At 67.2% G+C, this 21,238-nt stretch carries 21 protein-coding genes; 7 read left to right on the forward strand and 14 right to left on the reverse strand.

Annotated features, from left to right (window positions below; genetic code table 11):
- Together WKW82_RS17555 and cobA are read left to right on the forward strand one after the other, a co-directional pair.
- The coding region (locus WKW82_RS17555) for a nitrate reductase (RefSeq protein WP_340343606.1) at positions 1-2,752 on the forward strand (2,752 nt) is incomplete at its 5' end.
- Complete coding sequence (cobA, locus tag WKW82_RS17560; protein WP_422823508.1) at positions 2,749-3,576, forward strand: uroporphyrinogen-III C-methyltransferase; 828 nt, start codon at positions 2,749-2,751, stop codon at positions 3,574-3,576. The genes WKW82_RS17555 and cobA, both read left to right, overlap by 4 nt.
- Before the next feature lie 252 nt (positions 3,577-3,828).
- Here the strand turns inward: cobA and WKW82_RS17565 are convergent, their stop codons facing one another.
- The 4 genes from WKW82_RS17565 to WKW82_RS17580 form a co-directional block, all read right to left on the reverse strand.
- Complete coding sequence (locus WKW82_RS17565; protein WP_340343608.1) at positions 3,829-5,052, reverse strand: IS110 family RNA-guided transposase; 1,224 nt, start codon at positions 5,050-5,052, stop codon at positions 3,829-3,831.
- Positions 5,053-5,344: 292 nt separating this feature from the next.
- Positions 5,345-7,612: a xanthine dehydrogenase family protein molybdopterin-binding subunit gene (locus WKW82_RS17570; RefSeq protein ID WP_340343609.1), complete on the reverse strand. Its 2,268-nt coding sequence runs from the start codon at positions 7,610-7,612 to the stop codon at positions 5,345-5,347.
- Between the two features lie 2 nt (positions 7,613-7,614).
- Complete coding sequence (locus WKW82_RS17575) at positions 7,615-8,085, reverse strand: (2Fe-2S)-binding protein (RefSeq protein ID WP_340343610.1); 471 nt, start codon at positions 8,083-8,085, stop codon at positions 7,615-7,617.
- Between the two features lie 90 nt (positions 8,086-8,175).
- Entirely contained in the window at positions 8,176-8,676 is a 501-nt protein-coding gene (locus tag WKW82_RS17580; protein ID WP_340343611.1) for a DUF2306 domain-containing protein, read from the reverse strand.
- Positions 8,677-8,797: 121 nt separating this feature from the next.
- Between WKW82_RS17580 and WKW82_RS17585 the strand changes: the two genes are divergently transcribed.
- Together WKW82_RS17585 and WKW82_RS17590 are read left to right on the forward strand one after the other, a co-directional pair.
- Complete coding sequence (locus tag WKW82_RS17585; RefSeq protein ID WP_340343612.1) at positions 8,798-9,130, forward strand: hypothetical protein; 333 nt, start codon at positions 8,798-8,800, stop codon at positions 9,128-9,130.
- A gap of 122 nt (positions 9,131-9,252) precedes the next feature.
- Positions 9,253-10,083: an urease accessory protein UreD gene (locus tag WKW82_RS17590; protein WP_340343613.1), complete on the forward strand. Its 831-nt coding sequence runs from the start codon at positions 9,253-9,255 to the stop codon at positions 10,081-10,083.
- Between the two features lie 19 nt (positions 10,084-10,102).
- Here WKW82_RS17590 and WKW82_RS17595 read toward each other — a convergent pair whose 3' ends face one another.
- The 3 genes from WKW82_RS17595 to WKW82_RS17605 all read right to left on the reverse strand — a co-directional run bounded on the left by WKW82_RS17595 (position 10,103) and on the right by WKW82_RS17605 (position 12,877).
- Positions 10,103-10,618, reverse strand: a complete 516-nt coding sequence (locus WKW82_RS17595; RefSeq protein WP_340343614.1) for a DUF4124 domain-containing protein — start codon at positions 10,616-10,618, stop codon at positions 10,103-10,105.
- An 88-nt stretch (positions 10,619-10,706) separates the two neighbouring features.
- Entirely contained in the window at positions 10,707-11,579 is an 873-nt protein-coding gene (locus WKW82_RS17600; RefSeq protein ID WP_340343615.1) for a ParB N-terminal domain-containing protein, read from the reverse strand.
- A gap of 74 nt (positions 11,580-11,653) precedes the next feature.
- Complete coding sequence (locus tag WKW82_RS17605) at positions 11,654-12,877, reverse strand: MFS transporter (RefSeq protein WP_340343616.1); 1,224 nt, start codon at positions 12,875-12,877, stop codon at positions 11,654-11,656.
- 133 nt (positions 12,878-13,010) lie between these two features.
- On the opposite strand from WKW82_RS17605, the gene WKW82_RS17610 reads away from it, so the two are divergent.
- Positions 13,011-13,394, forward strand: coding sequence for a tautomerase family protein (locus tag WKW82_RS17610; protein ID WP_340343617.1), 384 nt, complete (start codon positions 13,011-13,013; stop codon positions 13,392-13,394).
- Positions 13,395-13,402: 8 nt separating this feature from the next.
- Positions 13,403-13,606 carry a hypothetical protein gene (locus WKW82_RS17615; protein WP_340343618.1) on the forward strand — a complete coding sequence of 68 codons (204 nt, stop codon included), beginning with the start codon at positions 13,403-13,405 and terminating at the stop codon, positions 13,604-13,606.
- Between the two features lie 28 nt (positions 13,607-13,634).
- On the opposite strand, the gene WKW82_RS17620 is transcribed toward WKW82_RS17615, so the two are convergent.
- Together WKW82_RS17620 and WKW82_RS17625 are read right to left on the reverse strand one after the other, a co-directional pair.
- Positions 13,635-14,762, reverse strand: a complete 1,128-nt coding sequence (locus WKW82_RS17620) for a zinc-binding dehydrogenase (RefSeq protein WP_340343971.1) — start codon at positions 14,760-14,762, stop codon at positions 13,635-13,637.
- Between the two features lie 46 nt (positions 14,763-14,808).
- Positions 14,809-15,819, reverse strand: a complete 1,011-nt coding sequence (locus tag WKW82_RS17625; protein WP_340343620.1) for an aldo/keto reductase — start codon at positions 15,817-15,819, stop codon at positions 14,809-14,811.
- Positions 15,820-16,012: 193 nt separating this feature from the next.
- Between WKW82_RS17625 and WKW82_RS17630 the strand changes: the two genes are divergently transcribed.
- Positions 16,013-16,849: an amidohydrolase family protein gene (locus tag WKW82_RS17630; RefSeq protein WP_340343621.1), complete on the forward strand. Its 837-nt coding sequence runs from the start codon at positions 16,013-16,015 to the stop codon at positions 16,847-16,849.
- Here the strand turns inward: WKW82_RS17630 and WKW82_RS17635 are convergent.
- Genes WKW82_RS17635 through WKW82_RS17655 form a run of 5 tightly spaced genes read right to left on the reverse strand, consistent with a single transcriptional unit; the run spans position 16,819 to position 21,198 of the window.
- Positions 16,819-17,880: a LacI family DNA-binding transcriptional regulator gene (locus WKW82_RS17635; RefSeq protein ID WP_340343622.1), complete on the reverse strand. Its 1,062-nt coding sequence runs from the start codon at positions 17,878-17,880 to the stop codon at positions 16,819-16,821. The two genes, WKW82_RS17630 and WKW82_RS17635, sit on opposite strands and share 31 nt — an antisense overlap.
- A gap of 58 nt (positions 17,881-17,938) precedes the next feature.
- Positions 17,939-18,889 (reverse strand): sugar kinase, encoded by a 951-nt coding sequence (locus WKW82_RS17640; protein WP_340343623.1) that lies wholly within the window; start codon positions 18,887-18,889, stop codon positions 17,939-17,941.
- A 5-nt stretch (positions 18,890-18,894) separates the two neighbouring features.
- Entirely contained in the window at positions 18,895-19,683 is a 789-nt protein-coding gene (locus tag WKW82_RS17645; protein ID WP_340343624.1) for an amino acid ABC transporter ATP-binding protein, read from the reverse strand.
- A gap of 8 nt (positions 19,684-19,691) precedes the next feature.
- A complete protein-coding gene (locus tag WKW82_RS17650; RefSeq protein WP_340343625.1) occupies positions 19,692-20,501 on the reverse strand; it encodes a transporter substrate-binding domain-containing protein in 810 nt (269 codons plus the stop codon).
- Positions 20,502-20,544: 43 nt separating this feature from the next.
- Positions 20,545-21,198 (reverse strand): amino acid ABC transporter permease, encoded by a 654-nt coding sequence (locus WKW82_RS17655; protein WP_340343626.1) that lies wholly within the window; start codon positions 21,196-21,198, stop codon positions 20,545-20,547.
- Positions 21,199-21,238 lie beyond the last annotated feature (40 nt).

Below are 21,238 nucleotides of genomic sequence, written 5' to 3' on the forward strand. Positions count from 1 at the left end.
CGACCAGATCACCGGCGTGCGTGGCGACCCGGACCACCCCGCCAACTTCGGCCGCCTCTGCTCCAAGGGCTCGACCCTGCACCTCACCGCATCGGCCGAAGTCACCCGCCAAACGCGCCTGCTTCAACCCATGCAACGCTTCGAGCGCAGCGCGGCCCCTCAGCCTGTCACCTGGAACGCCGCTCTCGACACCGCCGCCGACAAGTTCGCCAGCATCATCCGCGAGCACGGCCCCGACGCCGTCGGCTTCTACGTCTCCGGCCAACTGCTCACCGAGGACTACTACGTCTTCAACAAGCTCGCCAAGGGTCTCGTCGGCACCAACAACATCGACACCAACTCGCGCCTTTGCATGAGCAGCGCCGTCGCGGGCTACAAGAAGACGCTGGGCGCCGATTCGCCGCCGGCCTGCTACGACGACTTCAAAGACGCCCAATGCCTGTTCATCGTCGGCAGCAACACCGCCTGGGCCCATCCGATCCTGTTTCGCCGCATCGAGGATGCCAAGCGCGCCAACCCGGCGATGAAAATCATCGTGGCCGACCCCCGCCGCACCGACACCGCCGAGATCGCCGACCTGTTCCTCCCGATCCAGCCCGGCACCGACGTGATGCTGTTCCACGGCATGCTGCACCTGATGCTGTGGGAAGGCTGGACGAAGCCCGAATACATCGCCGCGCACACCAACGGCTTCGACGCTTTGAAAGCTACCGTGCGCGATTGCACGCCCGACAAAGTGTCGCAGACCTGCGGTATCGACAAGGCCGACCTGCTGGAAGCCGCGCGACTCTTCGCCACCTCTGCCGCCACGCTGAGCCTGTACTGCCAGGGCCTGAACCAGTCATCCTCGGGCACCGCCAAGAACGCCGCGCTCATCAACCTGCACCTGGCCACGGCCCAGATCGGCAAGCCCGGCGCGGGCCCCTTCTCGCTCACCGGCCAACCCAACGCCATGGGCGGGCGCGAGGTCGGCGGATTGGCCAACCTGCTGAGCGCGCATCGCGATCTGTCCAATCCAACACACCGCGCCGAGGTCGCCGCGCTGTGGGGTGTGCCCGAGGTGCCCGCAACGCCCGGCAAGACCGCCGTCGAGATGTTCCAGGCCGCCGCCGACGGCGAGATCAAGGCGCTGTGGATCGCCTGCACCAACCCCGCCCAGTCGATGCCCGACCAGGCGACGGTGCGACGCGCCCTCGAACGCGCCGAGTTCGTCGTGGTGCAGGAGGCGTTCGCCACCACCGCGACCTGTGCCTATGCCGACCTGCTGCTGCCCGCCACCACCTGGGGCGAGAAGACCGGCACGGTGACCAACAGCGAGCGGCGCATCTCGCGCGTGCGCCCGGCCGTCGCCGCGCCCGGCGCCGCGCGCCATGACTGGTCCGCTGCCGCCGACTTTGCCCAACGCCTGGAAGCCCGCCTGCCTCCGCGTGCATCGACGACGCTCTTCCCCTACCCGCTGGACAGCGACGCCGGCGCCGAATCGATCTGGAACGAGCACCGCGAGACCACGCGCGGACGCGACCTCGACATCACTGGCCTGAGCTGGTCCCTGCTCGATGCACAAGGCCCGCAGCAGTGGCCCCTGCCCGAAGGCGCCAATACCGGACGCGTTCGGCTCTACGAGGACGGCGTCTTCCCCACCGCAGACGGCCGAGCCCGCTTCGTCGACACGCCCTACAAGCCCGTCGCCGAGCAACGCGAGGCCCGCTTCCCCTTCTCCCTCAACACCGGCCGCCTGCGCGACCACTGGCACGGCATGAGCCGCACCGGCACGCTCGGCCGGCTTTTCGGCCATGTCGCCGAGCCCGTCGTGCAGATGCATGCGCAAGACATGACGAGGCGCCAACTCAAGGACGGCGACCTGGTGCATGTGACCTCTCGCCGCGGCTCGCTCTTGTTGCCGGTGCAGGCCAGCCCGGAGCTTGGCATGAGCCAGGTGTTCATTGCCATGCACTGGGGCGAGGAATACCTGAGCGGCAGCACGAGCGTGGGCCAGCGGGTGGCGGGGATCAATGCGCTGACGACGCCGGCGTTCTGCCCCGACTCGAAGCAGCCCGAGCTCAAGCACACGGCCGTCAAGGTCCTCAAGGCGGAGTTGCCGTGGACGCTGCTCGCAGTGGCTTGGCTGCCGGCCGATCGAGCGCTTGCGAACGCGCGAGCGTTGCGTTCGTTGATGTCGAGCTTTCCGTTCGCGAGTTGCGTGCCCTTCGGCGCGGGCGGCGCGCTCACGAGCGGTGCATCCGAACGCACCGGCCTGCTGTTCCGCGCCGCGGCACATGAAGCAGCACCCGATGCGCTGCTGCAGCAGATCGAGCAATTGCTCGGCCTGTCGACGCCCGACACCTTGCGCTATGCCGACGCGCGACGCGGCCAGCGGCGCGCGGCCCGGCTGGTGCGCGTGGGCGGCGATGCGCACCTGGAGGCATTCCTGCTCGGCGGCGACACGCGTGCGGAGGCGTGGATCAAGACGCTGCTGCAGGAGCAGTTGCCGGCACAGTCCTTCGGCCGGCTCCTGCTGCGCCCCGGCGCCACGGCCCCGGCAGGCATCGCGGCGCGCGGAAAAGTCGTGTGCAGTTGCTTCGGGGTCACCGAGACAGCCATCGCAGGGAAGCTGCGCAGTTGCACCGGCGACGACAAGCAACGCCTCGCCGCCCTGCAAGGGTCGCTGCAATGCGGCACCAACTGCGGCTCTTGCCTGCCCGAACTGCAACGCATGGTGCGCGCCGGACAGCCCAGCATCGCGGCGCAATGACAACTACCCGAACGACACATCGCGAGACATCCATGAAAAACCCCCTGCACCCCTTCGGCACCTGCACCCTCGTCGGCGCCGGCCCGGGCGACCCGGACCTGCTGACGCTGAAGGCCGTCAAGGCGATCCACGCGGCCACCGTGCTCTTCGTCGACGACCTGGTCAACGACGCCATCCTCGGCTATGCACGGCCCGAGGCGCGCATCGTGCACGTCGGCAAGCGCGGCGGATGCAAGAGCACGCCGCAGGCCTTCATCGAGAAGCTCATGATCACCGCAGTGCGCGAAGGCGAAGCGGTGGTGCGCTTGAAAGGCGGCGACCCGTTCATCTTCGGCCGCGGCGGCGAAGAGGTGGAGCACCTGCGCGAAGCGGGCATCGAATGCACCGTGGTCAATGGCATCACCGCCGGCCTGGCCGCCGTGACTTCTCTGAACGTGCCGCTCACGCACCGCGACCATGCGCAGGGCGTGGTGTTCGTCACCGGCCATGCCAAGACCGGCGTCGGTGCCGCCGAGGCACCGACCGACTGGCGCGCCCTGGCGGCCATGGCGCGCGATGCGCGGCTCACGCTGGTGATCTACATGGGCGTATCGGGCGTGCGGCACATCCAGGACGAATTGCTTCAGGGCCTGCCGGGCGACACGCCCGTGGCCGTGATCCAGCATGCGAGCCTGCCGCAGCAGCGCCACATCGCGACCACGCTGGCCCGACTCCAGGCCGGCATTGCCGAGGCCGCGCTGGCAAGCCCGTCGATCATCGTCGTGGGCGATGTGCTGCGCGGCTTGGCCGCATCCGCAGTGCCGGCATCGCGCTTCGGCACCTGAAATAAAAGCCCACCTTCGAAGCGCCTGCGGCGCCCGGGCGGCCGCCAAAGGCGGCTGCTCTTGCGGGCCGTCCAAGCCTGCGCAGGCAGGCTTGGAGCCGCGGCCCTCAGCCCATCGAGGGGGCGCACCCACCGGCCCGGCAAAGCCGGTTCCGCGGGTGCCCTCGAACAGGCATTGCTCGCTCGGGTTTCATTCGTAGCGGGTCACGCAATAGCGTTAGCGTGGTGAAAACCTGAAATGAAACGACTGCATTCAAGCTGGTGTGGCCTGCACGGTGTAGCCGATCTGCTGCAGGCGCCGGATGAGGCGGTTGGCGGTCTTGGTGATGTTGGCGCGGTCGAAGTGAGCGGCTCCCAGGTCGTGCCATTCGGTGCCGTCACGCAACATGTGCCAGGCTGCGGTGAGCATCGAGGCGGCCACGGCGATGATGGCCTTCTTGGCGCCGCGACGAGCGCGCAGGCGGTGGAACTGGGCTTGCAGATAGCTTCCCTTGACCTTGATGGCGGACCAGGCGGCTTGCACCAGCGTGGTTTTGAGCCACTTGCCGCCGCGGCGCAGGCGGGTGCTGCGACGCTTGCCGGCGCTCTCGTCGTTGCGCGGGCACATGCAGGCCCAGGACAGCAGGTGCCCCGGTGTGGCGAAGCGCGACATATCGATGCCGATTTCGGAGACCACCACATTCGCGTTGACGCTGCTCAAGCCGGGCATCGTGCTCAACAGCTTGGCGGCGGCTCGAAACGGCTCGAGCCCCAGGCCCACCTCCTTTTCGATGTCGGCGATGGCCTTGTCCAATGCGTCGATGTGGCACAGGTGCAGCTTGAGCATGAAACGATGGTGCGCGCTGGCGCGCCCGCGCAGCGCTTCAATCAGTTCGCTACGGCTGGCCTTGACGCGGGTCGTGATGCAGGAGGCCAGGCGTTCGGCATCGCTCTGACCCTCGATGAGGGCTTGCAGGACTGCGCGTCCGCCCTTGCCCAGGATGTCGCTGATCACGACGCTGAGCTTGAGGTTGGCATCCTCGAGCACCTTCTCGATGCGCTGCACGTGCGAGGCACGCTCGCGCACGAACTGCTTGCGGGTACGCGTGAGCGAGCGAAGCTCCTGCACGGCAACGGGTGGCACGAAGCTGGCACGGATCAGCCCATGCGCGAGCAAGTCCACCAGCCACATCGCGTCGTTCACGTCGGTCTTGCGCCCGGGGACGTTCTTGACATGCGCGGCGTTGGCCAGGACGAGCTCGAAGTGACCTTCCAGCACGTGCCATACCGGCTTCCAGTACACGCCGGTGGCCTCCATGCCCACGTGCTCGACGCCGAAGGAGTCGAGCCAATCGGTCAGGGCCAGCAGCCCCGAGGTCGTGGTGTGGAAGGTGCGCACTTCCTGCAACGGAGGGCCGTCGCCGGCAATGCGTACGCACGCCACCACGGTCTCCTTGTGCACATCCAGACCTGCGCAGCGCGGATAGATGACTTCCATGATTGCCTCCGTGTCGCGGCGACATCGGCGTGCGGCCCACGTTATCGGAGTCTGAAATGCGTGCTCAGGGGCGCCAAGCCCCAGGCGACAGTACGGGGTGCTCGTGAGGCCGCGGGTCCAACTGAAATACGGGTTCGAGGCACCAAGTACAAACCGACCTCTGTGCCGGACGCCGCGCTCGAATTACACATCCGTTTCATGCGTCGCGGAAGACGCGCCAGCGTCATGGAAAACTGATATGACTTCACCTTCTGAGACTCCAGCCCTGCCCGCGCAGGCTGGGAAGGGAGGTTCACGCCATCAGCGCCTTCAACTTGTCGTCCAGGAAGGGAACGCTGCGAATCCGCACCCCCGTCGCGTCGAAGATCGCATTTGCCAATGCCGCAGGCACCGGGCTCGATGCGGCCTCGCCGGCACCCAGCGGCGGCTCGTCGCGACGGTCGATCAACGCGATCTCGATGCGCGGCACGGCGGGGAAACGCAGCAACGGATAGCTCTGCCAATCGACGCTCGTGACGCGCGAACGGTCGAAGGTCGTTTCCTCATACAAGGTGCGCGACAGGGTCTGCAGGATGTTGCCTTCCACCTGCGCGCGCACCGCATCGGGGTTGATCATCAGCCCGCAGTCGTGCGCACAGCAGATGCGCCGCACGGCAATCCTTCCGCTGTCGCGTTCTACCTCGACCTCCATCGCCACCGCGACATGGGTCTCGTTGTTCTTGTAGTGGATGAACGCCATGCCGCGACCCGCCGCGACCTTGCCGCGCGCCGAGGCGCCATTGGGTGAAGGCCGCGCCTTCCAGTCCATCATCTGCCCGACGCGGCGAATCACCTCCGCGCTGCGCGGGTTCGCGACCTTGCGCAGCCTGAACGCCAGCGGATCGACCTTCGCCTTCGCCGCAAGTTCATCGACGAAGCTCTCGACCGCGAAGCAGTTCGCCACCTTGCCTGGCGCACGGATGTTCGATGGACGCAGCGGCGCGGGGCCGAGCCAATGCGCCTTCACCGCCACGGCCTTGGGCGCATAGGGCGGATCGCCGTTCTGCGACACCAGGCCGGTCGCCTGGCCCACTGGCTGCCGCATTCCCGCGGCCAACGGCGACAACAGCGGAATCCATTCGAGGTTCGCCGTCGCGCGCGGCACCCACATGTCGGTCTGCCACGCATCGATGTCGCCCTCCGGCGTGAGCGTCGCGGCCATGTCGAGCAGCTGCGGCGGGCCCTTGGGGTCCCAGCCGAGTTCGTCCTCGCGACTCCACTGCACGCGCACCGGCTTGCCGACCACCTTCGACAGCAGCACCGCATCGGCGGCGGCGTCGTCGCTGCCGTTCATGCCGTAGCAGCCCGGGCCGTCGAGGTAGATCACGCGCAGCTTGTCGCGCGGCACGTCCACCAGCGCGGCGAAGACGTTGAGAAAGCGGTGGCTGGCCTGCGATGCGGTCCACACGGTCCCGGCGTCAGCACGCACATCGGCCACCGCGCAGGACGGGCCGATGGAGCCGTGCGACTGGATCGGCCATGAATAGGTTGCACGCAACGCATCGGGCGCATCGCGCAAGGCATCGACGCGCGCGACATCACCCTTGGCCGTGATGACATCCTCCGCCACGAAGGGGCCGCTGCGCGCCCAAGCGGCGAGCGCCGCGTGGCCGACAAGGGGAGCGCTGTCGCTCCACTGCACCTTGAGTTCTCGTGCCGCGCGCACCGCGGCCCATTCGTCGGCACTCACCACGCCAACGAAATCCACGATCCGCACCACGCGCACACCCGGCAGCTTGGCGACGGACGACTCGTCGACGGCCAGCACCTTCGCACCCACCGATGGCGGGCGCACGACGCGCCCGTGCAGCATCCCCTGCACCACCAGGTCATGCACGTAGACATGGCGCCCCGTCACCTTGGCGGGCACGTCCGGACGCGGCAGCGACTGGCCGACCAGCTTGTAATCGGCTGGCTTCTTCAACGGCGCCTTCGGATTCATCTTCACGTCGAAGCTGCGACCGCCGACCAGCGATGCGATGCCGACGCTGCGGCCATCCGCTGCCCGCACCTCGCCGCCGGCGAGCAACAGTTGCTCGGCCGGCGCTTGCAACCGTTGCGCACCCAGCGTCAGCAGCGCCTCGCGCGCCGTCGCCGCGGCCTGCCGCAGTTCGACGCCGCCGCGCATGATGCCGGTGCTGCCGGCGGTCGGCCCCTGGTTGGGCGTGAGCGCGGTGTCGCCCTCGATCAGTTCGATGCGGTCCACGCCGATGCCGAGTTCCTCACCCACCATCTGCCGGATCGCGATGCGGTGGCCGGTGCCGAGGTCGACCTTGCCGGAATAGATGACCACGGTGCCATCGGAGCCGACCGCGAGGAACGAGTCGACGTTGTCGAGCGCGAGGCTGCGGTTGGCGCTGTCCGATGCGGCTGCGGCCTGCGCCAGTGCCGGGCCGCCGGGTGCGAGGCAGAAGCCGACGAAGAGCGCGCCCGCCTTGAGCGCGGCGCGACGCGACAGCGCGCCGGGAAGTGCGATCGGGTCTGCCGTGAGCTGCCCGCAAGAAGCAACGAGATTCGCCATGCTCACGCCCTCCCCGTATCCGCCGCACGCTGCACCGCGCGCAGCACACGGTCATGCGAACCGCATCGGCACAGGTTGCCGGCCAGCGCCTGCTGTGCCTGCTCGCGCGTGGGCTTCGGCGTGCGCGCCAGCAGCGCGACGGCGGACATCACCATGCCGTTGGTGCAGTAGCCGCACTGCGCGGCCTGCTCGGCGATGAACGCGGCCTGCACCGCATGCGGCTTTGTCGGCGAGCCCAGTCCCTCGGCGGTGACGATGCGCTTGCCGGCCGCTGCGCTGACGCTGGTCACGCACGAGCGCACCGGCGCGCCGTCGATCAATACAGTGCAGGAGCCGCACTGTCCCAGCCCGCAACCGAACTTGGCCGCGTGCAGGCCCAGGTCGTTGCGCAGGGCATAGAGCAAGGGCATGTCCGCGTCCCACGCGTCGACGGATCGCGCGGCGCCATTGATGTCGAGCGTGATGTTCGGCATGAACCCACTCCTTCGATGTGCTTCGGGGGAATGGCAGCGTGCCACGCTTCGGCGGCACCGGCAATGGCGCTTTCGAGCGCAGGGTTGTCGCTAGGCAGCGGCCGTCGCGCGCCCCGCGCCGCGCATGCGCAGCACCTGCAGCACCACGCCGACCAGGAACAGCACGAACACCACGCCGATCACCGGCTGCAGGCCCGGGTCTTCCGGGCTCGAGAACACCGGCGAGCCGGCCGGCAGCCGCGTCAGCGATTCGGTGAAACCCGGGATCATGTGGAAGAAGAAAGTCGTCGAGTAGCAGATGGCCTCGACGTACTTCGACACGCGCCCGAACAGCGCGGTGCGCCCGGCCACGGCCGCGATCGCCAGCACGACCAGGGTCAGGATGCCCAGCGCATGCGGCTTGCCGAAGCCGCCGTGCTGGAAGATGCCGAAGCCGGTGAGGCAGGTCAGCACCGTGGTCCAGATGTAGACCTGCCCGGCCCGGGTGCCGGGCGGGATCTCCTTGTAGCGCAGGAAGGCGAGCACGCCCGCTCCCACCGCGACCAGGCTGATGGCTGTGTGAACGATGCCGAGGGAAGTCAGTCCGAACATGGGCAAGCTCCTGTCGTTGAGTGACCGGCAGAGTGGAACCGGTCTGGCAGCGTGATGCAAATATCGCGCCGAGCATGGGTATTCCGGCGATCATCCGGACGCAGCAGCGAGACAGGAACTCATGAGAAACGGAATCTACGAAGCGAGCTTCACCACCGACCAGGGCATGCTGGGCACGGGCGCGGTGCTGATCCGCAACCAGCACGTCTACGGCGCGGACGACCTGCAGTTCTATCGCGGGGAGATCGTGCAGGACGGCGTGGACTTGCGGGTCATCATGGAAGTCAGCCGCCACAACTTCGCGGCCGCCTCCGCGTTCGGCGACGCCACGGTGTTCACGCTGAACTGGGTTGGCAAGTCGCTCGCCGACACGGGCTTCAAGATGAGTTGCCAGCCCGAAGGTGTGGGGGTGACGGTCTACGTTTCCGGGCGATTGCTGAACGAACACGAGTAGCAGGCGACACGTGCCACGGTCGCCGTGGGCATGCGGCGGACGGGTCATTCGCGATGAGAAGTCTGGGTACATTCGACCGGCGACTTTTCGCGCTTCGACCAACGCACCCGCCTCCCCTACCCATGCCCTGGCACGCCCGCCTTCAACTCGACTACCAACAGGAATCCGGCCGCAGCGTCGCCCGCCATCGCCATGACGGGCCACTGCGCATCCTGCAGAGCCTCTACCCCGAAGGCGACGCAATCTGTCACAACGTGCTGGTGCATCCACCAGGCGGCCTGGTCGGCGGCGACACCCTCACCATCGACATCCACGGCGCACCCGGCAGCCACGGCCTGCTGACCACGCCGGGCGCCACGCGCTTCTACCGTTCCGAAGGCGAGGTCGCGCTGCAGGACACGCGCATCCGCCTCGATGCCGATGCGCGCCTCGAATGGCTGCCGCTGGAGGCGCTCTGCTACAGCGGCTGCAAGGCCGAGAACCGCCTGCGCATCGAGGCCGCGCCAGGGGCGGAGCTGATCGGCTGGGACGTGACGGCGCTGGGCCTGCCGAATGCCAAGCTGCCCTTCGAACGCGGCTCGCTGCTGCAGCACATCGAGGTGCCGGGTGTGTGGCTGGAGCGCGGGCGCATCGACGCCAGCGACGAGCGCCTGCTGAGCAGCCCGATCGGACTGGCGGGGCATCGGTGCATGGCTTCGTTGTTCGTTGTCTCGGGCGCGCCGATGGGCAAGGCGAGGCGCGATGCGCTGCTCGACATCGCGCGCCAGTGCGCCGATGCCGATGGGCTGGCCGAGAGCGCGGGCGCGACCAGCCCGCATGCGGAGATCGTGGTGCTGCGCGTGCTGGCGCCGGTGGTCGAGCCGGCCATGCAACTGCTGCGTCGCGTCTGGCAGGCATGGCGCGCGGAGCTGTGGCAACTGCCGGCGTCGAGCCCGCGCATCTGGGCGATGTAGCCCGCCTTTTCGTCGCAGATCAGCGGCAGACGACCGTGGTGCCGACCGGCGTGCAGGTCTTGCCGTCGAGGCTCTTGTAGCGGTTCAAGGTGCCTGTTCGGTCGTAGTGATTGCCTTGCTTGTCATCGCATCCGGCGGCGTCGCAGTTTCGAAAGCGCGGTCCCAGGTTGCGCGGCGGAGGCGGTCGGTAGCCGCCGTACGGGTAGCCGTAGTCCGTGACGACAGGGTCGCCGCCGTAGGAACCGACGACGGGGGCTGGCGGGGCCTGAGGCACCGGCACGACGGCTTGCGGGGGCGGCGTGGGGGTGGGAGTCGGGACTGCAGGGCGAGGGTCGGCGGGCCGCGGCACGGCATCGGAATCGCCGCGGTTCACCACCATCGGCTCCGGGAGCGCCAGGCGCGTGACCTTGGTGCTGGCGGGGCACTTGCCGTCGGTGTAGCTCACCTTGCCGGCAGCGTCGGTGCAACGGTTCACCTCGGCACTGCACAGCGGGCCGAGAAGACTCAAGGCAGCAAGGACCAGGAAGCGTCGCATCGGACCACGATTGTGCGCCGCAGGTGCGCACCGTGCATGCCGTCAGGGGCATTGGACACGCCGCTCAGCGGCGCAAGCCCCCGGGCACTCAGAACGGCGCGGACGTGTCTTCCGGCTCCGCCTGCGGTGCATCGGCACCGCCCGGGCGCGCCAGCAGCTGGTTCAGCAGGTTCGCCACCTGCTTGCGCAAGGCGGTGTTCTCGCGGGTCAGTTCGGCCACGCGCTTGCGCAAGGATTCGACGGTGTCTTCGGAAGGATCGGCCTGCTCCTGCGGCTCGCCTGCGGGCGCTTCCTCGCGCGGCTTGCGCTTGTTGGCCTCGCGCACACGCTTGGCAGCCTGCTTCAGCTCGTCCTTGCCGGCCGCCGCTGCGGCGACCTGCTCTTCGGCCGGCAGGCTCGAGACGGCCGCACCGGCGCTGAGCGAGATCGTGCCGGACTTGATCGCCTCGACCAGCTCAGGCGTGGCCTGCTTCTGGATCTTCTCGATCATCACGACCTGGCTGCTGCTCAGGCGCGCGGCGCGGGCCAGGGCTTCGCGGGAATCGAGCGGCTCGGGTGGCGGCACCGCGTGGTCGGCAGCAGCCGATTCGGACGCTTTCGCTTTTTCGGTGGCAGGAGACGAAGCCGGCGCCGCACGGCGCGCCGCCACGATCTCGCGCTTGCGCAGCGCCAGCACGCCGCGCTGGAAATCGGAGATGCTGCGCCGGCCCAGGTGCTGGTCGATCATCCACAGGTGCACGTCCTCCATCGACTGGAAGCGCGTGTTCTGCACCGTCTGGAACGGCAGGCCGTGCTTCTGGCAGATGCCGAAGCGGTTGTGGCCGTCGACCAGCACGTCGCCCCACAGCACCAGCGCATCGCGGCAGCCTTCGGCCAGGATGCTGCGCTCCAGCGATTCGTATTCTTCCGGCGTCAGCGGGTCGATATAGGCTTTGAGTTCTTCGTTGACGACGATGTCCATGGGGGCGCGGTTCCGGGGCGGTTGCAAGAGGGGCGCAATTGTAGAGAGGCCCGCGAGACAGGCGTCCAGCGCGCTCAGCTCGGAGACAATGCGGGCTCTCGCCGCACGAATTCCGTCGCGTAAAGCACCAGCGCCACGGCGACGTAGCCGCCGCCCAGCAGGCTCACGCCGGTCCAGCCATGGAAAGCGTAGACCGCGGCCGCCAGCGCAGAGGACACGGCCGCGCACAGGAAGATGAAGGTCATGTACAGGCCATTGAGCCGGCCGCGCAATTCGGGCGCCAGCATGTAGAGGCTGCGCAGGTTGAGCACCTGGCAAAGCTGCACCGCGCCGTCGAGCAGCACGCCCGCCAGCACCAGCCCGGCGATCGAATGAAAGCGCACCGACAGCGCGCCAATCACGAAGGAAGCCAATCCCGCGGCCATGGCCCAGCCGGTGGCCGGACGCGTCAACCCCCGGTCGGCGAGCCGGCCCGACCACGGTGCCGCCAGGGCGCCCGCCGCGCCGGCCAGCGCAAAGGCCGCAATGCCGCCCTGGCCGAATCCGAAGGTGTGTGCCAGCAGCATCGGCACCGCCGTCCAGAAGGTCTGGAAGGCCGAGAACATCATCCCCTGGTAGAGCCCGCGCCGGCGCAGGAGTGGCGTGCGCAGCACGATGACGGGCAGCGACCCCATCGTTCGCATGTAGCCGACCGAGGCGTGCGGATGGCGCTGCGGCAGCACGCGCCACAGCACGGGAATCAGCACGGCGATCATCACGGCGGACACGGCGAATACCGCGCGCCAGCCGAGCGCCGCCGCCACGATGCTGGAGAACGGCCGCGCCAGCATGATGCCGGCCAGCAGCCCGGCCATGATGTTGCCGACCACCTTGCCGCGCGTCGCCTCCGGCGCCAGGTGCGATGCGAAGGGCACCAGCACCTGCGTGGCCACCGCGCCGCTGCCGACGAGAAAGGAGGCCAGCAGGAAGGTCGCGGCCGAATCGGAAAGCGAGATGCCGATCAGGCCGAGCACCACGCCGATGAGCGCCATCGCGATCAGCCGCCGGTTCTCGACCACGTCCGCCAGCGGCACGATGAGCAGCAGGCCCAGCCCGTAGCCGAGCTGCGTCAGGGTCATGATCAGGCCGGCAAGGCCCGCATGCAGGTCCAGCGTCCCCGCGATCGGGTCGAGCAGGGGCTGCGCGTAGTAGATGTTCGCGACGCTCAGGCCGCAGGCGATGGCGAACAGCCAGGTCAATGCGGGCGACAGGCCAGGCGCGTGCGGAGGGGCGGGATGGGAGGCGGGGGAACGGGACACGAGAAGGCGGCAGGAAGCAGGGTTAACCCGAGCGCGGCGACCTTAGCACGCACACGCTGCGGGCGCAGGCGGCGGGGAATTCACGCAAGGCAGCCCCGTCGCCATAATTTCTGCCCACGTCAAAGGACCCGCCATGCCCCTCGTTCGCATCGACCTCGCCGCCGGCAAGAGCGCCGACTACCGCCGAACCATCGGCGACGTCATCTACGACGCGATGGTCCGCACCATCAACGTGCCGAAGGACGACCGTTTCCAACTCATCACGGAACACGCACCCGCGGACTTCATCATTGACCCGAACTACATGGGCATCACGCGATCCCCGGACTGCGTCGTGTTGCAGATCACGCTGAGCGACGGTCGCACCGTCGAGCAGAAGCGCACGTTCTACAAGGCCATCGTCGACGGCCTGCACGACCGGCTCGGCCTGCGCCGGGAGGACGTGTTCATCAACCTGGTCGAGGTGCGCAAGGAGAACTGGTCCTTTGGGAACGGAGAGGCGCAGTACGCTGTTTGAGGGCAATCATGAAAACATTCACCGAGGCCGTCGAACTGGCCCGCACCCGGCAAGCACTCGATGCCCTTGCCGAAGATCGCTGGACCATGCTTCTCGAGACTGGAGAAACGGTGCCTTGGGACGAGGCCAAGGCCTATTTCCACGCGAGGGCAAGCGGCGCGAATCCACCGCGGCCCGTGGCGCGGCGAATCAAGCTGCCATCTGCAGGTTGACTCGCTTAGCGCACGCGCTGATCGCTCGCTACAAGCCCTTGCCCGGATTGATCAGGTACTTCGTCCCCGTCGCGCGCTGGTTGTAGACCGCGATCGTGCCCAGGTCCAGCACTTCTGCCAGCGAAATCTCCTTCGAGTAGTGGCTCGCAAAGGTCGTCTTCAGTTCCGATGCGACACGCTGCTTCAGCACCTCCGTCGCCGCCGGCCCAATCTTGTTGAGGAACGGGAACAGTAACCATCCGCCCATGCCCCAGGCCATACCGAAGTTGCGCACGATCTCGGTCGGCCGCATGTCCAGGGCGCCGTAGAGGTAGACCTGCTTGTGCGTGGCCGAGCCGTAGCGGCTGTATTCCTTCGCGGTGCGGTTGATCGCGGCTTCCATGCAGCCCAGGATCTGGCCCCCGAGCCTGCCGCCGCCGGTGGCGTCGAAGGCGATGGTGGCGCCGGTCTCGGCCAGCGCGTCGGTCAGGTCCTGCAGGAAGGTGGACGCGCTCGAATCACAGACGTACTTCGCGCCCATGCCCTTGAGCAGGTCGGCCTGCTCCTCCTTGCGCACGATGTTGACCAGCGCGATGCCGTCCTTCATGCAGATGCGGTTCAGCATCTGGCCCAGATTGGAGGCCGCCGCGGTGTGCACCAGCGCCTTGTGGCCTTCGCGGCGCATCGTCTCGACCATGCCGAGGGCCGTCAGCGGGTTGACGAAGGACGACGCGCCATCGACTGCCGTCGCGCCTTCGGGGAGCAGCAGCGTCTGCGCGACTGGCACGGCGCGGTACTGCGCATACATCGCACCGCCGATGGCCGCGACCGTCTTGCCGAGCAACGCTTGCGCGGCCGGCGAGGAACCGGCCTCGACCACCACGCCCGCGCCTTCGTTGCCGACGGGCATCGACTCGTCGAGTCGCGCCGTCATCGCGCGCAGCGCGGCGCCTTCCGGCACGCTGGCCGTGACGACCGGACGTTCGGGTGTGCCCGATGCCTTGGCCGTCGTCATGTCGGCCGCGCCGAACAGCAGGCCCAGGTCGGAGGGATTGATCGGCGACGCCTCGATGCGCACCAGCACCTCGTCGGGTTCGGGCGCAGGCACCGGCACGCTGGCCAATGAAACTTCAAGCTGCCCGCTCTTGCTGATCAGCGAGCGCAGTTGCAGGGCCATGCGGTCTTTGGGAATGCTCATGAAAGTCTCTCTGTCCTGAATGAAATCAACGGGGCGCATCGCCCTTGCGGTATTCGGCGGTCAACTCGTCGAGCTTCTGCTTGAGGTCGGCGGGGAGCTTGTATTCGGCCGCGGCCAGCGTGGCATCGAGCTGCTCGGGCTTGCTGGCACCGAGCAGCGGTGCGGTAATCAAAGGGTTGGCCATCACCCAGGCCACGGCCAGCGTGGACAGCGGCACGCCGGCCTCTTCCGCGAGCTTCTGCAGTTGCGTCACGGTGTTGAAGCTGCGCTCGTTCCAGTAGCGGTCCTGGTACATGCTGCCGGCGGTGCCGAGCGTGAAGCGGGTGTTGTCCTCCGGCTTGGCGCCAGGTGCGTACTTGCCGGTGAGCAGGCCGCCCGCGAGCGGGTTGTAGGGGATCACGCCCAGGCCTTCTTCATTCGCCAGCGGCAGCAGTTCACGCTCGATCTCGCGGAACAGCAGGCTGTAGCGCGGCTGCACCGACACGAACTGCGTGTGCCGGTTCAACGCCGCGCGGCCGATGGCGCGCGCCAGCCGGTACGACAGGAAATTGGACACGCCGATGTACCGCGCGCGGCCGGAGCGCACGATCACGTCCAGCGCTTCCAGGCTTTCGTCGAGCGGGGTGTTGGGGTCGTCGTGGTGCAGCTGGTAGAGATCGACGTGGTCGGTCTGCAGCCGCTTCAGCGAGAGGTCGATGGCGTCGAGCAGGTGCTTGCGCGAGTTGCCCTGGTCCCAGGGGTTCGTCCCGACCTTGTTGGCGGCCTTGGTCGCGACGATGAATTCGCTGCGGCGGCTCTTGCCTTGCTGGTTCAGCCAGTTGCCGATGATCTCCTCGGTGCGGCCGGTGGTCTCGACGGTGCCGCCGAGCGGGTACACATCGGCCGTGTCGAGGAAGTTGATGCCGCCGTCGGTCGCCTTGTCGAGGATGCGGAAGGACGTGGCCTCGTCGGTCTGCAGGCCGAAGGTCATGGTGCCCAATGCCAGGCGTGACACGGTGAGGCCGGTGCGGCCCAGGCGGGTGGTGGGGAGGCTCATGGGTTGGCTCGCAGTGGGAGGGGCGGCCATCTTAGTGAGCGCGGCGAAATCCTGCTGGCGATGCCCGAATCGGCGGTGTGCATGCGCGCCATCCATGCGGCAGATGTACACGGGCGCAATGTTCGTGTCGAATCCCTCGCGACCATCTCGCCATCACCCATCCGCGGGATGATCGCAGCCCCAAGGAGCGCAAATGAGCATCTTCAACGAGCCCAAGATCGACTGTCACAACCATATTTTCGACCCGGTTCGTTTTCCTTATCGGCCCGACACGCACTACCGCCCTGCGGGGCAGGAGTGCGGCTCGGCGCAACTGTTCCTGCAGGTGCTCGATGCTTATGGCGTCGGTCATGCGCTGGTGGTGGGCCCCAACTCGGGCTACGACACCGACAACCGCTGCCTGCTCGATGCCATCGCGCAGAGCGGCGGGCGCTTCAAGGGCATCGCGGTGGTGGAGAACTTCTGCACCTTGGAAACGTTGATGGCGCTGCAGGCGCAGGGCATCGTCGGCGTGGCGTTCAACCCGGCCTTCCTGGGCGTGTCCTACTACACCGGTACGGCGCCGCTGTTGAAGATGCTGCAGCAATTGGGCTTGCTACTGCAGGTGCAGGTCGAGAAGGACCAGTTGCCGGAGCTGCTGCCTTTGCTGAACGAATCAGGCGTGCGGATCCTGATCGACCACTGCGGCCGTCCCGAGCCGCGCGCCGGCCTGTCGAACCCGGCCTTCCAGGCGCTGTTGACGCTGGGTCGCAGCGGACGCGCATGGGTCAAGCTGTCGGGCCTGTCCAAGTTCTCGCACGAAGCGCATCCCCATGCGGACACCTGGCCCTTCATCCATGAACTGGTAAGCGCCTTCACGCTCGACCGTTGCGTGTGGGGCTCCGACTGGCCCTACCTGCGCGCGCCGGAACGCATCGAATACGGGCCGCAGCTCAAGCTGATCGAAAAGCTGTTTCCGAACCCGGTGGATCGCAACAAGCTGCTGTGGGATACGCCGCGTCAGTTGCTTGGCTGGGCGTCGGATACTTGAGCGCTTGAGCCCCGCACGACCAGTTGCCCGGGCAACAGGATTTGCCGGGGTGGCGCTTCCTCGCCGCGCAGCCGATCGATCAGGCAGGTTGCCGCCGTCCGTCCGATCGCATCCGTGGGTTGCGCAATGGCACTCAGTCCCGGCGCGATCAGCGGCGCCCACTCGGGATCGTCGAAACCAAGAAAACCCAGGTCGGCCCCGAAGGTCCAGTTGCACTTGGCCGCCATGCTCGCGATGCGCAAGGTGACGACGGCATTGCCTGAAATGACCGCGGCGCGGCGGCCATCCTTCGAGGTCTTTGCTCGGAGGATGAGCGCACGCATCGCGTCTTCCAGCGAGTTCTCGCTTTCTTCCGAATGCTCGAACACCTGGCCCGCCACGCGCGTCGCATGCGATGCGACGTACTTGTTGAATGCCGTGGCACGTTCGCGCCGACTGCTCACGCCCTTCTTCGGCTCGGTGACGTACATGAGTTCCCGGTAGCCGTTCTCGACAAGGTGCTTGCAGGCGGCGACCATCGCGTCCGCGCTGTCCAGGGCCACGAAATCGGCCGTCATGCCGGTGTGCCGCCGGTCCACGAGCACCGCAGGCTTGCCATTGCGCTCCAGCGCCTCCATGACCCCGGCACCGCGGCCCAGCGTGTTCAGGATGAAGCCGTCGACCTGGTAGCCAGCGAGCGCATCGATGGCCTCGCGCTCGCGCCCGATCGCATTGCCGAGGTTGAACAGCATGACCAGGTAGCCCGCTTCCTGGCATGACTTTTCCGCGCCTCTCAATACTGCGACCGAATAGGGATTGGTGATGTCCGCCACGATCAAGCCGATCAATCGCGAGGTACCACGGCTCAATGCCTGTGCCATCGGACTGGGCGCGTAATCGAGTTCTTCGATGGCCTTCTTGACGCGCGCCGCGATGTCGGGCGTCAGCAACTGCTCGTGATTGAAATACCGCGAGACGGTGGCCTTGGACACGCCGGCCGACGCCGCGACGGCTGCGATGGTGGGGCGTCGAACTTGCAGCCTGTCGTTCATCGATGACTAACCGTGCACGTCATTGAACAGAGCGATCCGGAACGAGCGCGGCTGATTTCTAGAACCCGCCCTGGCGCAGTTCTTCGCGCGTCGGCAGGCCTTCGGTGTCGCCGAGCACCTGCACCGCGCGGGCGCCGATCCAGGCGCCGCGACGCACCGCGTCGGGCACGCTGCGGCCTTCCAGCAAGGCGCTGACCACGCCGGCGGCAAAGCCGTCGCCAGCGCCCACGGTGTCGATCACTTCCTTGACCGGGAAGCCGTCGACACGGCCGGTGCCGGCCGTTTCGTCGTCGTAGTAGGCGCCGTCCTTGCCGAGCTTCACGACGACCAGCTTGGCGCCGAGCTGGCGATAGAAGCGCGCGATGCCTTCGGGCGTGCTTTCGCCGGTCAGCAGCAGGCCTTCCTCGATGCCGGGCAACACCCAGTCGGCACGCGCGGCGAGGTCGTTGATCCAGTGGCGCATGACCTCCGTCGAAGCCCACAGCGTGGGCCGCAGGTTGGTGTCGAAGGAGATCGTGCGGCCGGCAGCGCGCATCACGTCCATCGACTTGATCGCGGCTTGCAGGCTCGTTTCCGAAATGGCCGGGAACACGCCCGTCGCATGGAGGTGCCGCGCCGAACGCAGCCAGTCCTCGTCGACATCGGCCGGCCCCATCTGGCTCGCGGCCGAGCCCTTGCGGTGGTACTCGACCGGCGGGTCGCTGCCGTCGATCACGCGGCCCTTGAACTGGAAGCCGGTACGCTGGCTCGCGTCGCAGATGACGTGCGAGCAATCGATGCCTTCGGACTTCATGCTGGCGATGAGCGAGCGGCCCATCGAGTCGGTGCCGAGGCGGCTGGCCCAGCCGACCTTCAGGCCCAGCCGGGAAAGGCCGATCGCCACGTTGGTCTCTGCGCCGGCTGTGCGCTTGTGGAAGCCGGTGGCGTTCTCGATCGGTCCAGGCTTGTCTGCCACGAGCAGCAGCATGGCCTCGCCGAACAGTGCAACGTCGAATGCGGTGTCGCTCATATTGATCAATGGGCCTGGTGTGAACTGAGGATCTGGCCGAGGAATTGGCGCAGTTTCTCATGCTTCGGGTTGCCGAAGAACTCCTGCGGCGGGCCCTGCTCCACGATCCGTCCGTCGGCCATGAAGATCACGCGGTCGGCAACGCTGCGTGCGAAGCCCATCTCATGCGTCACGCACAACATGGTCATGCCGTCTTCCGCCAGGCTGATCATGGTGTCGAGCACTTCCTTGACCATCTCGGGGTCGAGCGCGGACGTGGGCTCGTCGAACAGCATGATCTTCGGGCTCATGCACAGGGCGCGTGCGATCGCCACGCGCTGCTGCTGGCCGCCCGAGAGCTGGCTCGGGAACTTGTTGGCCTGCTCGGGAATGCGCACGCGCTTGAGGTACTTCATCGCGATATCCTCGGCCTGCTCCTTCGACATGCCGCGCGAGCGCATCGGCGCCAGCGTGCAGTTCTGGAGGATGGTGAGGTGCGGGAACAGGTTGAACTGCTGGAACACCATGCCGACCTCGGCGCGCACTGCATCGACGTTCTTGCCGCCGGCCGTGAGCTCGATGCCGTCGACGACGATCTTGCCCTGTTGCACGACTTCGAGCCGGTTGATGCAGCGAATGAGCGTCGACTTGCCCGAGCCCGACGGGCCGCAGACGACGATGCGTTCGCCCGCGCGCACCGACAGGTCGATGCCCGTCAGCACCTGGAACTGACCGTAGAACTTGTTCACGCCTTCGAGCCGGATGATGGGCTCGCCCAGTGCGTGGTCGGGCAGGTGTACGTTGACTTCTTCCATGACGTTCCTCACGAGTTGGGCATGGCCGGGAAATCGGTCCCGAGCCACTTCTGATAGAGCTTGTTGAGTTCCCCGTTGCTCTTGTTCCGGGCGACGAAATCGTCCAGGGTCTTCTTGAGTTCAGCCTGATTGGGGCGCATCGCAATGCCCATCACCTGTTGGCGCAGCACGAGCTTCTGTTCGTATGTGTTGGCCGGTGCGCGCTTGGCGATCTGCGCGGCCACGGTGGTGGAGCAACCGATGGCATCCACCTGGCCCGACATCAGCGCCTGCATGGCCGATGCGTCGTCATCGAAGCGGCGGATCTCGGTGCCTTCTGGCGCAACCGCGGCGAGCGCGATGTCCTGCGTGCTGGCACGGGCGACGCCGATGCGCTTGCCCTTGAGGTCGGCGGGCGACTTGATGTCGGCCTTTTGTGCACCGTAGAGCACGATGGAGGCGGCCGCATAGGGCACCGAGAAGTCCACCTGCTTGGCACGCTCCGGCGTGACCGCCAGCGAGGCCACCAGCACATCGACCTTGTTGGTCAACAGGAAGGGAATGCGGTTCGGTCCGGTCACCGGCACGAGGTTCACCTTGACGCCAAGATCCTTGGCCAGCAGCCTGGCGACATCGGCGTCGTAGCCGTCGGGCTGGTTCTGCGCATTGGTGGTGCCATACGGCGGGAAGTCCACCAGCATGCCGACGGTGATCTCGCCCTTCTTCTTGAGGTCGGCCACGCTCTGTGCCCAGGCGAAGGGCGCGAGCACGGTCAGCGCGGCGGCTGCGAGGCCGATGGCCGCGGTGCGGCGGGTCATCTGGCGGGTCTTCTGAATCATGTGGATGTCTCCTGGGGTTGTGCGGGCAAAAACAGGTGAAGGGTCAACGAGTGAGTGCGACGGCGCGCCTGCGCTCCATGTGCGCGGCCAGCAGCGAGAGCGGCCAGCAGATGAAGAAGTACAGGGCCGCGACGGTGCCGAACACTTCCACTGGCTGGAAGGTCGCGTTGTTGATGATCTGGCCGGCGCGGGTGATCTCGGTGAAGCCGATGATGGCCGCGAGCGAGGTGCCCTTGATGATCTGCACCACGTAGCCCACGGTGGGCGCCAGCGCGATCTTGAAGGCCTGGGGCAGCACCACGTCACGCATGCGAGCGGTGTAGTTGAGGTTGAGCGCATGGGCTGCCTCGACCTGGCCGCGCGGGATGGACTGGATGCAGCCGCGCCAGATTTCGCCGAGGAAGGCCGCGCTGTTCAGGATCAACGCCACGCCTGCGGCAACCCACGGATTGACCTCTATGCCGATCACCGGCGCGCCGAAGAAGATCAGGAAGAGTTGCAGCAGCAGCGGCGTGCCCTGGAAGATCTGGATGAAGCCCGTGGACAGCACCTGGGCCGTCCGGTTCTCGGAGGTGCGCGCCAAGGCGATCACCAGGCCGAGGATGGCGCCGCCGATGAAGGCGATCAGGGAGAGCGCCAAGGTCCACTTGGCCGCTTCTAGGATGAAAAGGAATTCGGGGTAGCCGAAGGTACGCATGATGTCTTGTCTCCGCTTGGGCTTGGTCGGGCAGGTGCTG

The sequence above is a fragment of the Variovorax rhizosphaerae genome, assembly GCF_037889975.1.
GTDB classification, from domain to species: domain Bacteria; phylum Pseudomonadota; class Gammaproteobacteria; order Burkholderiales; family Burkholderiaceae_C; genus Variovorax; species Variovorax rhizosphaerae.

Bases quoted from the DNA above. Each gene is read 5' to 3' on its own strand.
- WKW82_RS17620 (WP_340343971.1), bottom strand. From the start codon at position 14,762: ATGGCCCTGCAACTGCGCTCGCTGATCAGCAAGAGCGGGCAGCTTGAA.
- WKW82_RS17590 (WP_340343613.1), top strand. From the start codon at position 9,253: ATGCCCTGGCACGCCCGCCTTCAACTCGACTACCAACAGGAATCCGGC.
- WKW82_RS17575 (WP_340343610.1), bottom strand. From the start codon at position 8,085: ATGCCGAACATCACGCTCGACATCAATGGCGCCGCGCGATCCGTCGAC.
- WKW82_RS17655 (WP_340343626.1), bottom strand. From the start codon at position 21,198: ATGCGTACCTTCGGCTACCCCGAATTCCTTTTCATCCTAGAAGCGGCC.
- WKW82_RS17565 (WP_340343608.1), bottom strand. From the start codon at position 5,052: ATGGAAGTCATCTATCCGCGCTGCGCAGGTCTGGATGTGCACAAGGAG.
- WKW82_RS17610 (WP_340343617.1), top strand. From the start codon at position 13,011: ATGCCCCTCGTTCGCATCGACCTCGCCGCCGGCAAGAGCGCCGACTAC.
- WKW82_RS17600 (WP_340343615.1), bottom strand. From the start codon at position 11,579: ATGGACATCGTCGTCAACGAAGAACTCAAAGCCTATATCGACCCGCTG.
- WKW82_RS17580 (WP_340343611.1), bottom strand. From the start codon at position 8,676: ATGTTCGGACTGACTTCCCTCGGCATCGTTCACACAGCCATCAGCCTG.
- WKW82_RS17630 (WP_340343621.1), top strand. From the start codon at position 16,013: ATGAGCATCTTCAACGAGCCCAAGATCGACTGTCACAACCATATTTTC.
- WKW82_RS17635 (WP_340343622.1), bottom strand. From the start codon at position 17,880: ATGAACGACAGGCTGCAAGTTCGACGCCCCACCATCGCAGCCGTCGCG.
- WKW82_RS17645 (WP_340343624.1), bottom strand. From the start codon at position 19,683: ATGGAAGAAGTCAACGTACACCTGCCCGACCACGCACTGGGCGAGCCC.
- WKW82_RS17595 (WP_340343614.1), bottom strand. From the start codon at position 10,618: ATGCGACGCTTCCTGGTCCTTGCTGCCTTGAGTCTTCTCGGCCCGCTG.
- cobA (WP_422823508.1), top strand. From the start codon at position 2,749: ATGACAACTACCCGAACGACACATCGCGAGACATCCATGAAAAACCCC.
- WKW82_RS17615 (WP_340343618.1), top strand. From the start codon at position 13,403: ATGAAAACATTCACCGAGGCCGTCGAACTGGCCCGCACCCGGCAAGCA.
- WKW82_RS17650 (WP_340343625.1), bottom strand. From the start codon at position 20,501: ATGATTCAGAAGACCCGCCAGATGACCCGCCGCACCGCGGCCATCGGC.
- WKW82_RS17570 (WP_340343609.1), bottom strand. From the start codon at position 7,612: ATGGCGAATCTCGTTGCTTCTTGCGGGCAGCTCACGGCAGACCCGATC.
- WKW82_RS17625 (WP_340343620.1), bottom strand. From the start codon at position 15,819: ATGAGCCTCCCCACCACCCGCCTGGGCCGCACCGGCCTCACCGTGTCA.
- WKW82_RS17640 (WP_340343623.1), bottom strand. From the start codon at position 18,889: ATGAGCGACACCGCATTCGACGTTGCACTGTTCGGCGAGGCCATGCTG.
- WKW82_RS17585 (WP_340343612.1), top strand. From the start codon at position 8,798: ATGAGAAACGGAATCTACGAAGCGAGCTTCACCACCGACCAGGGCATG.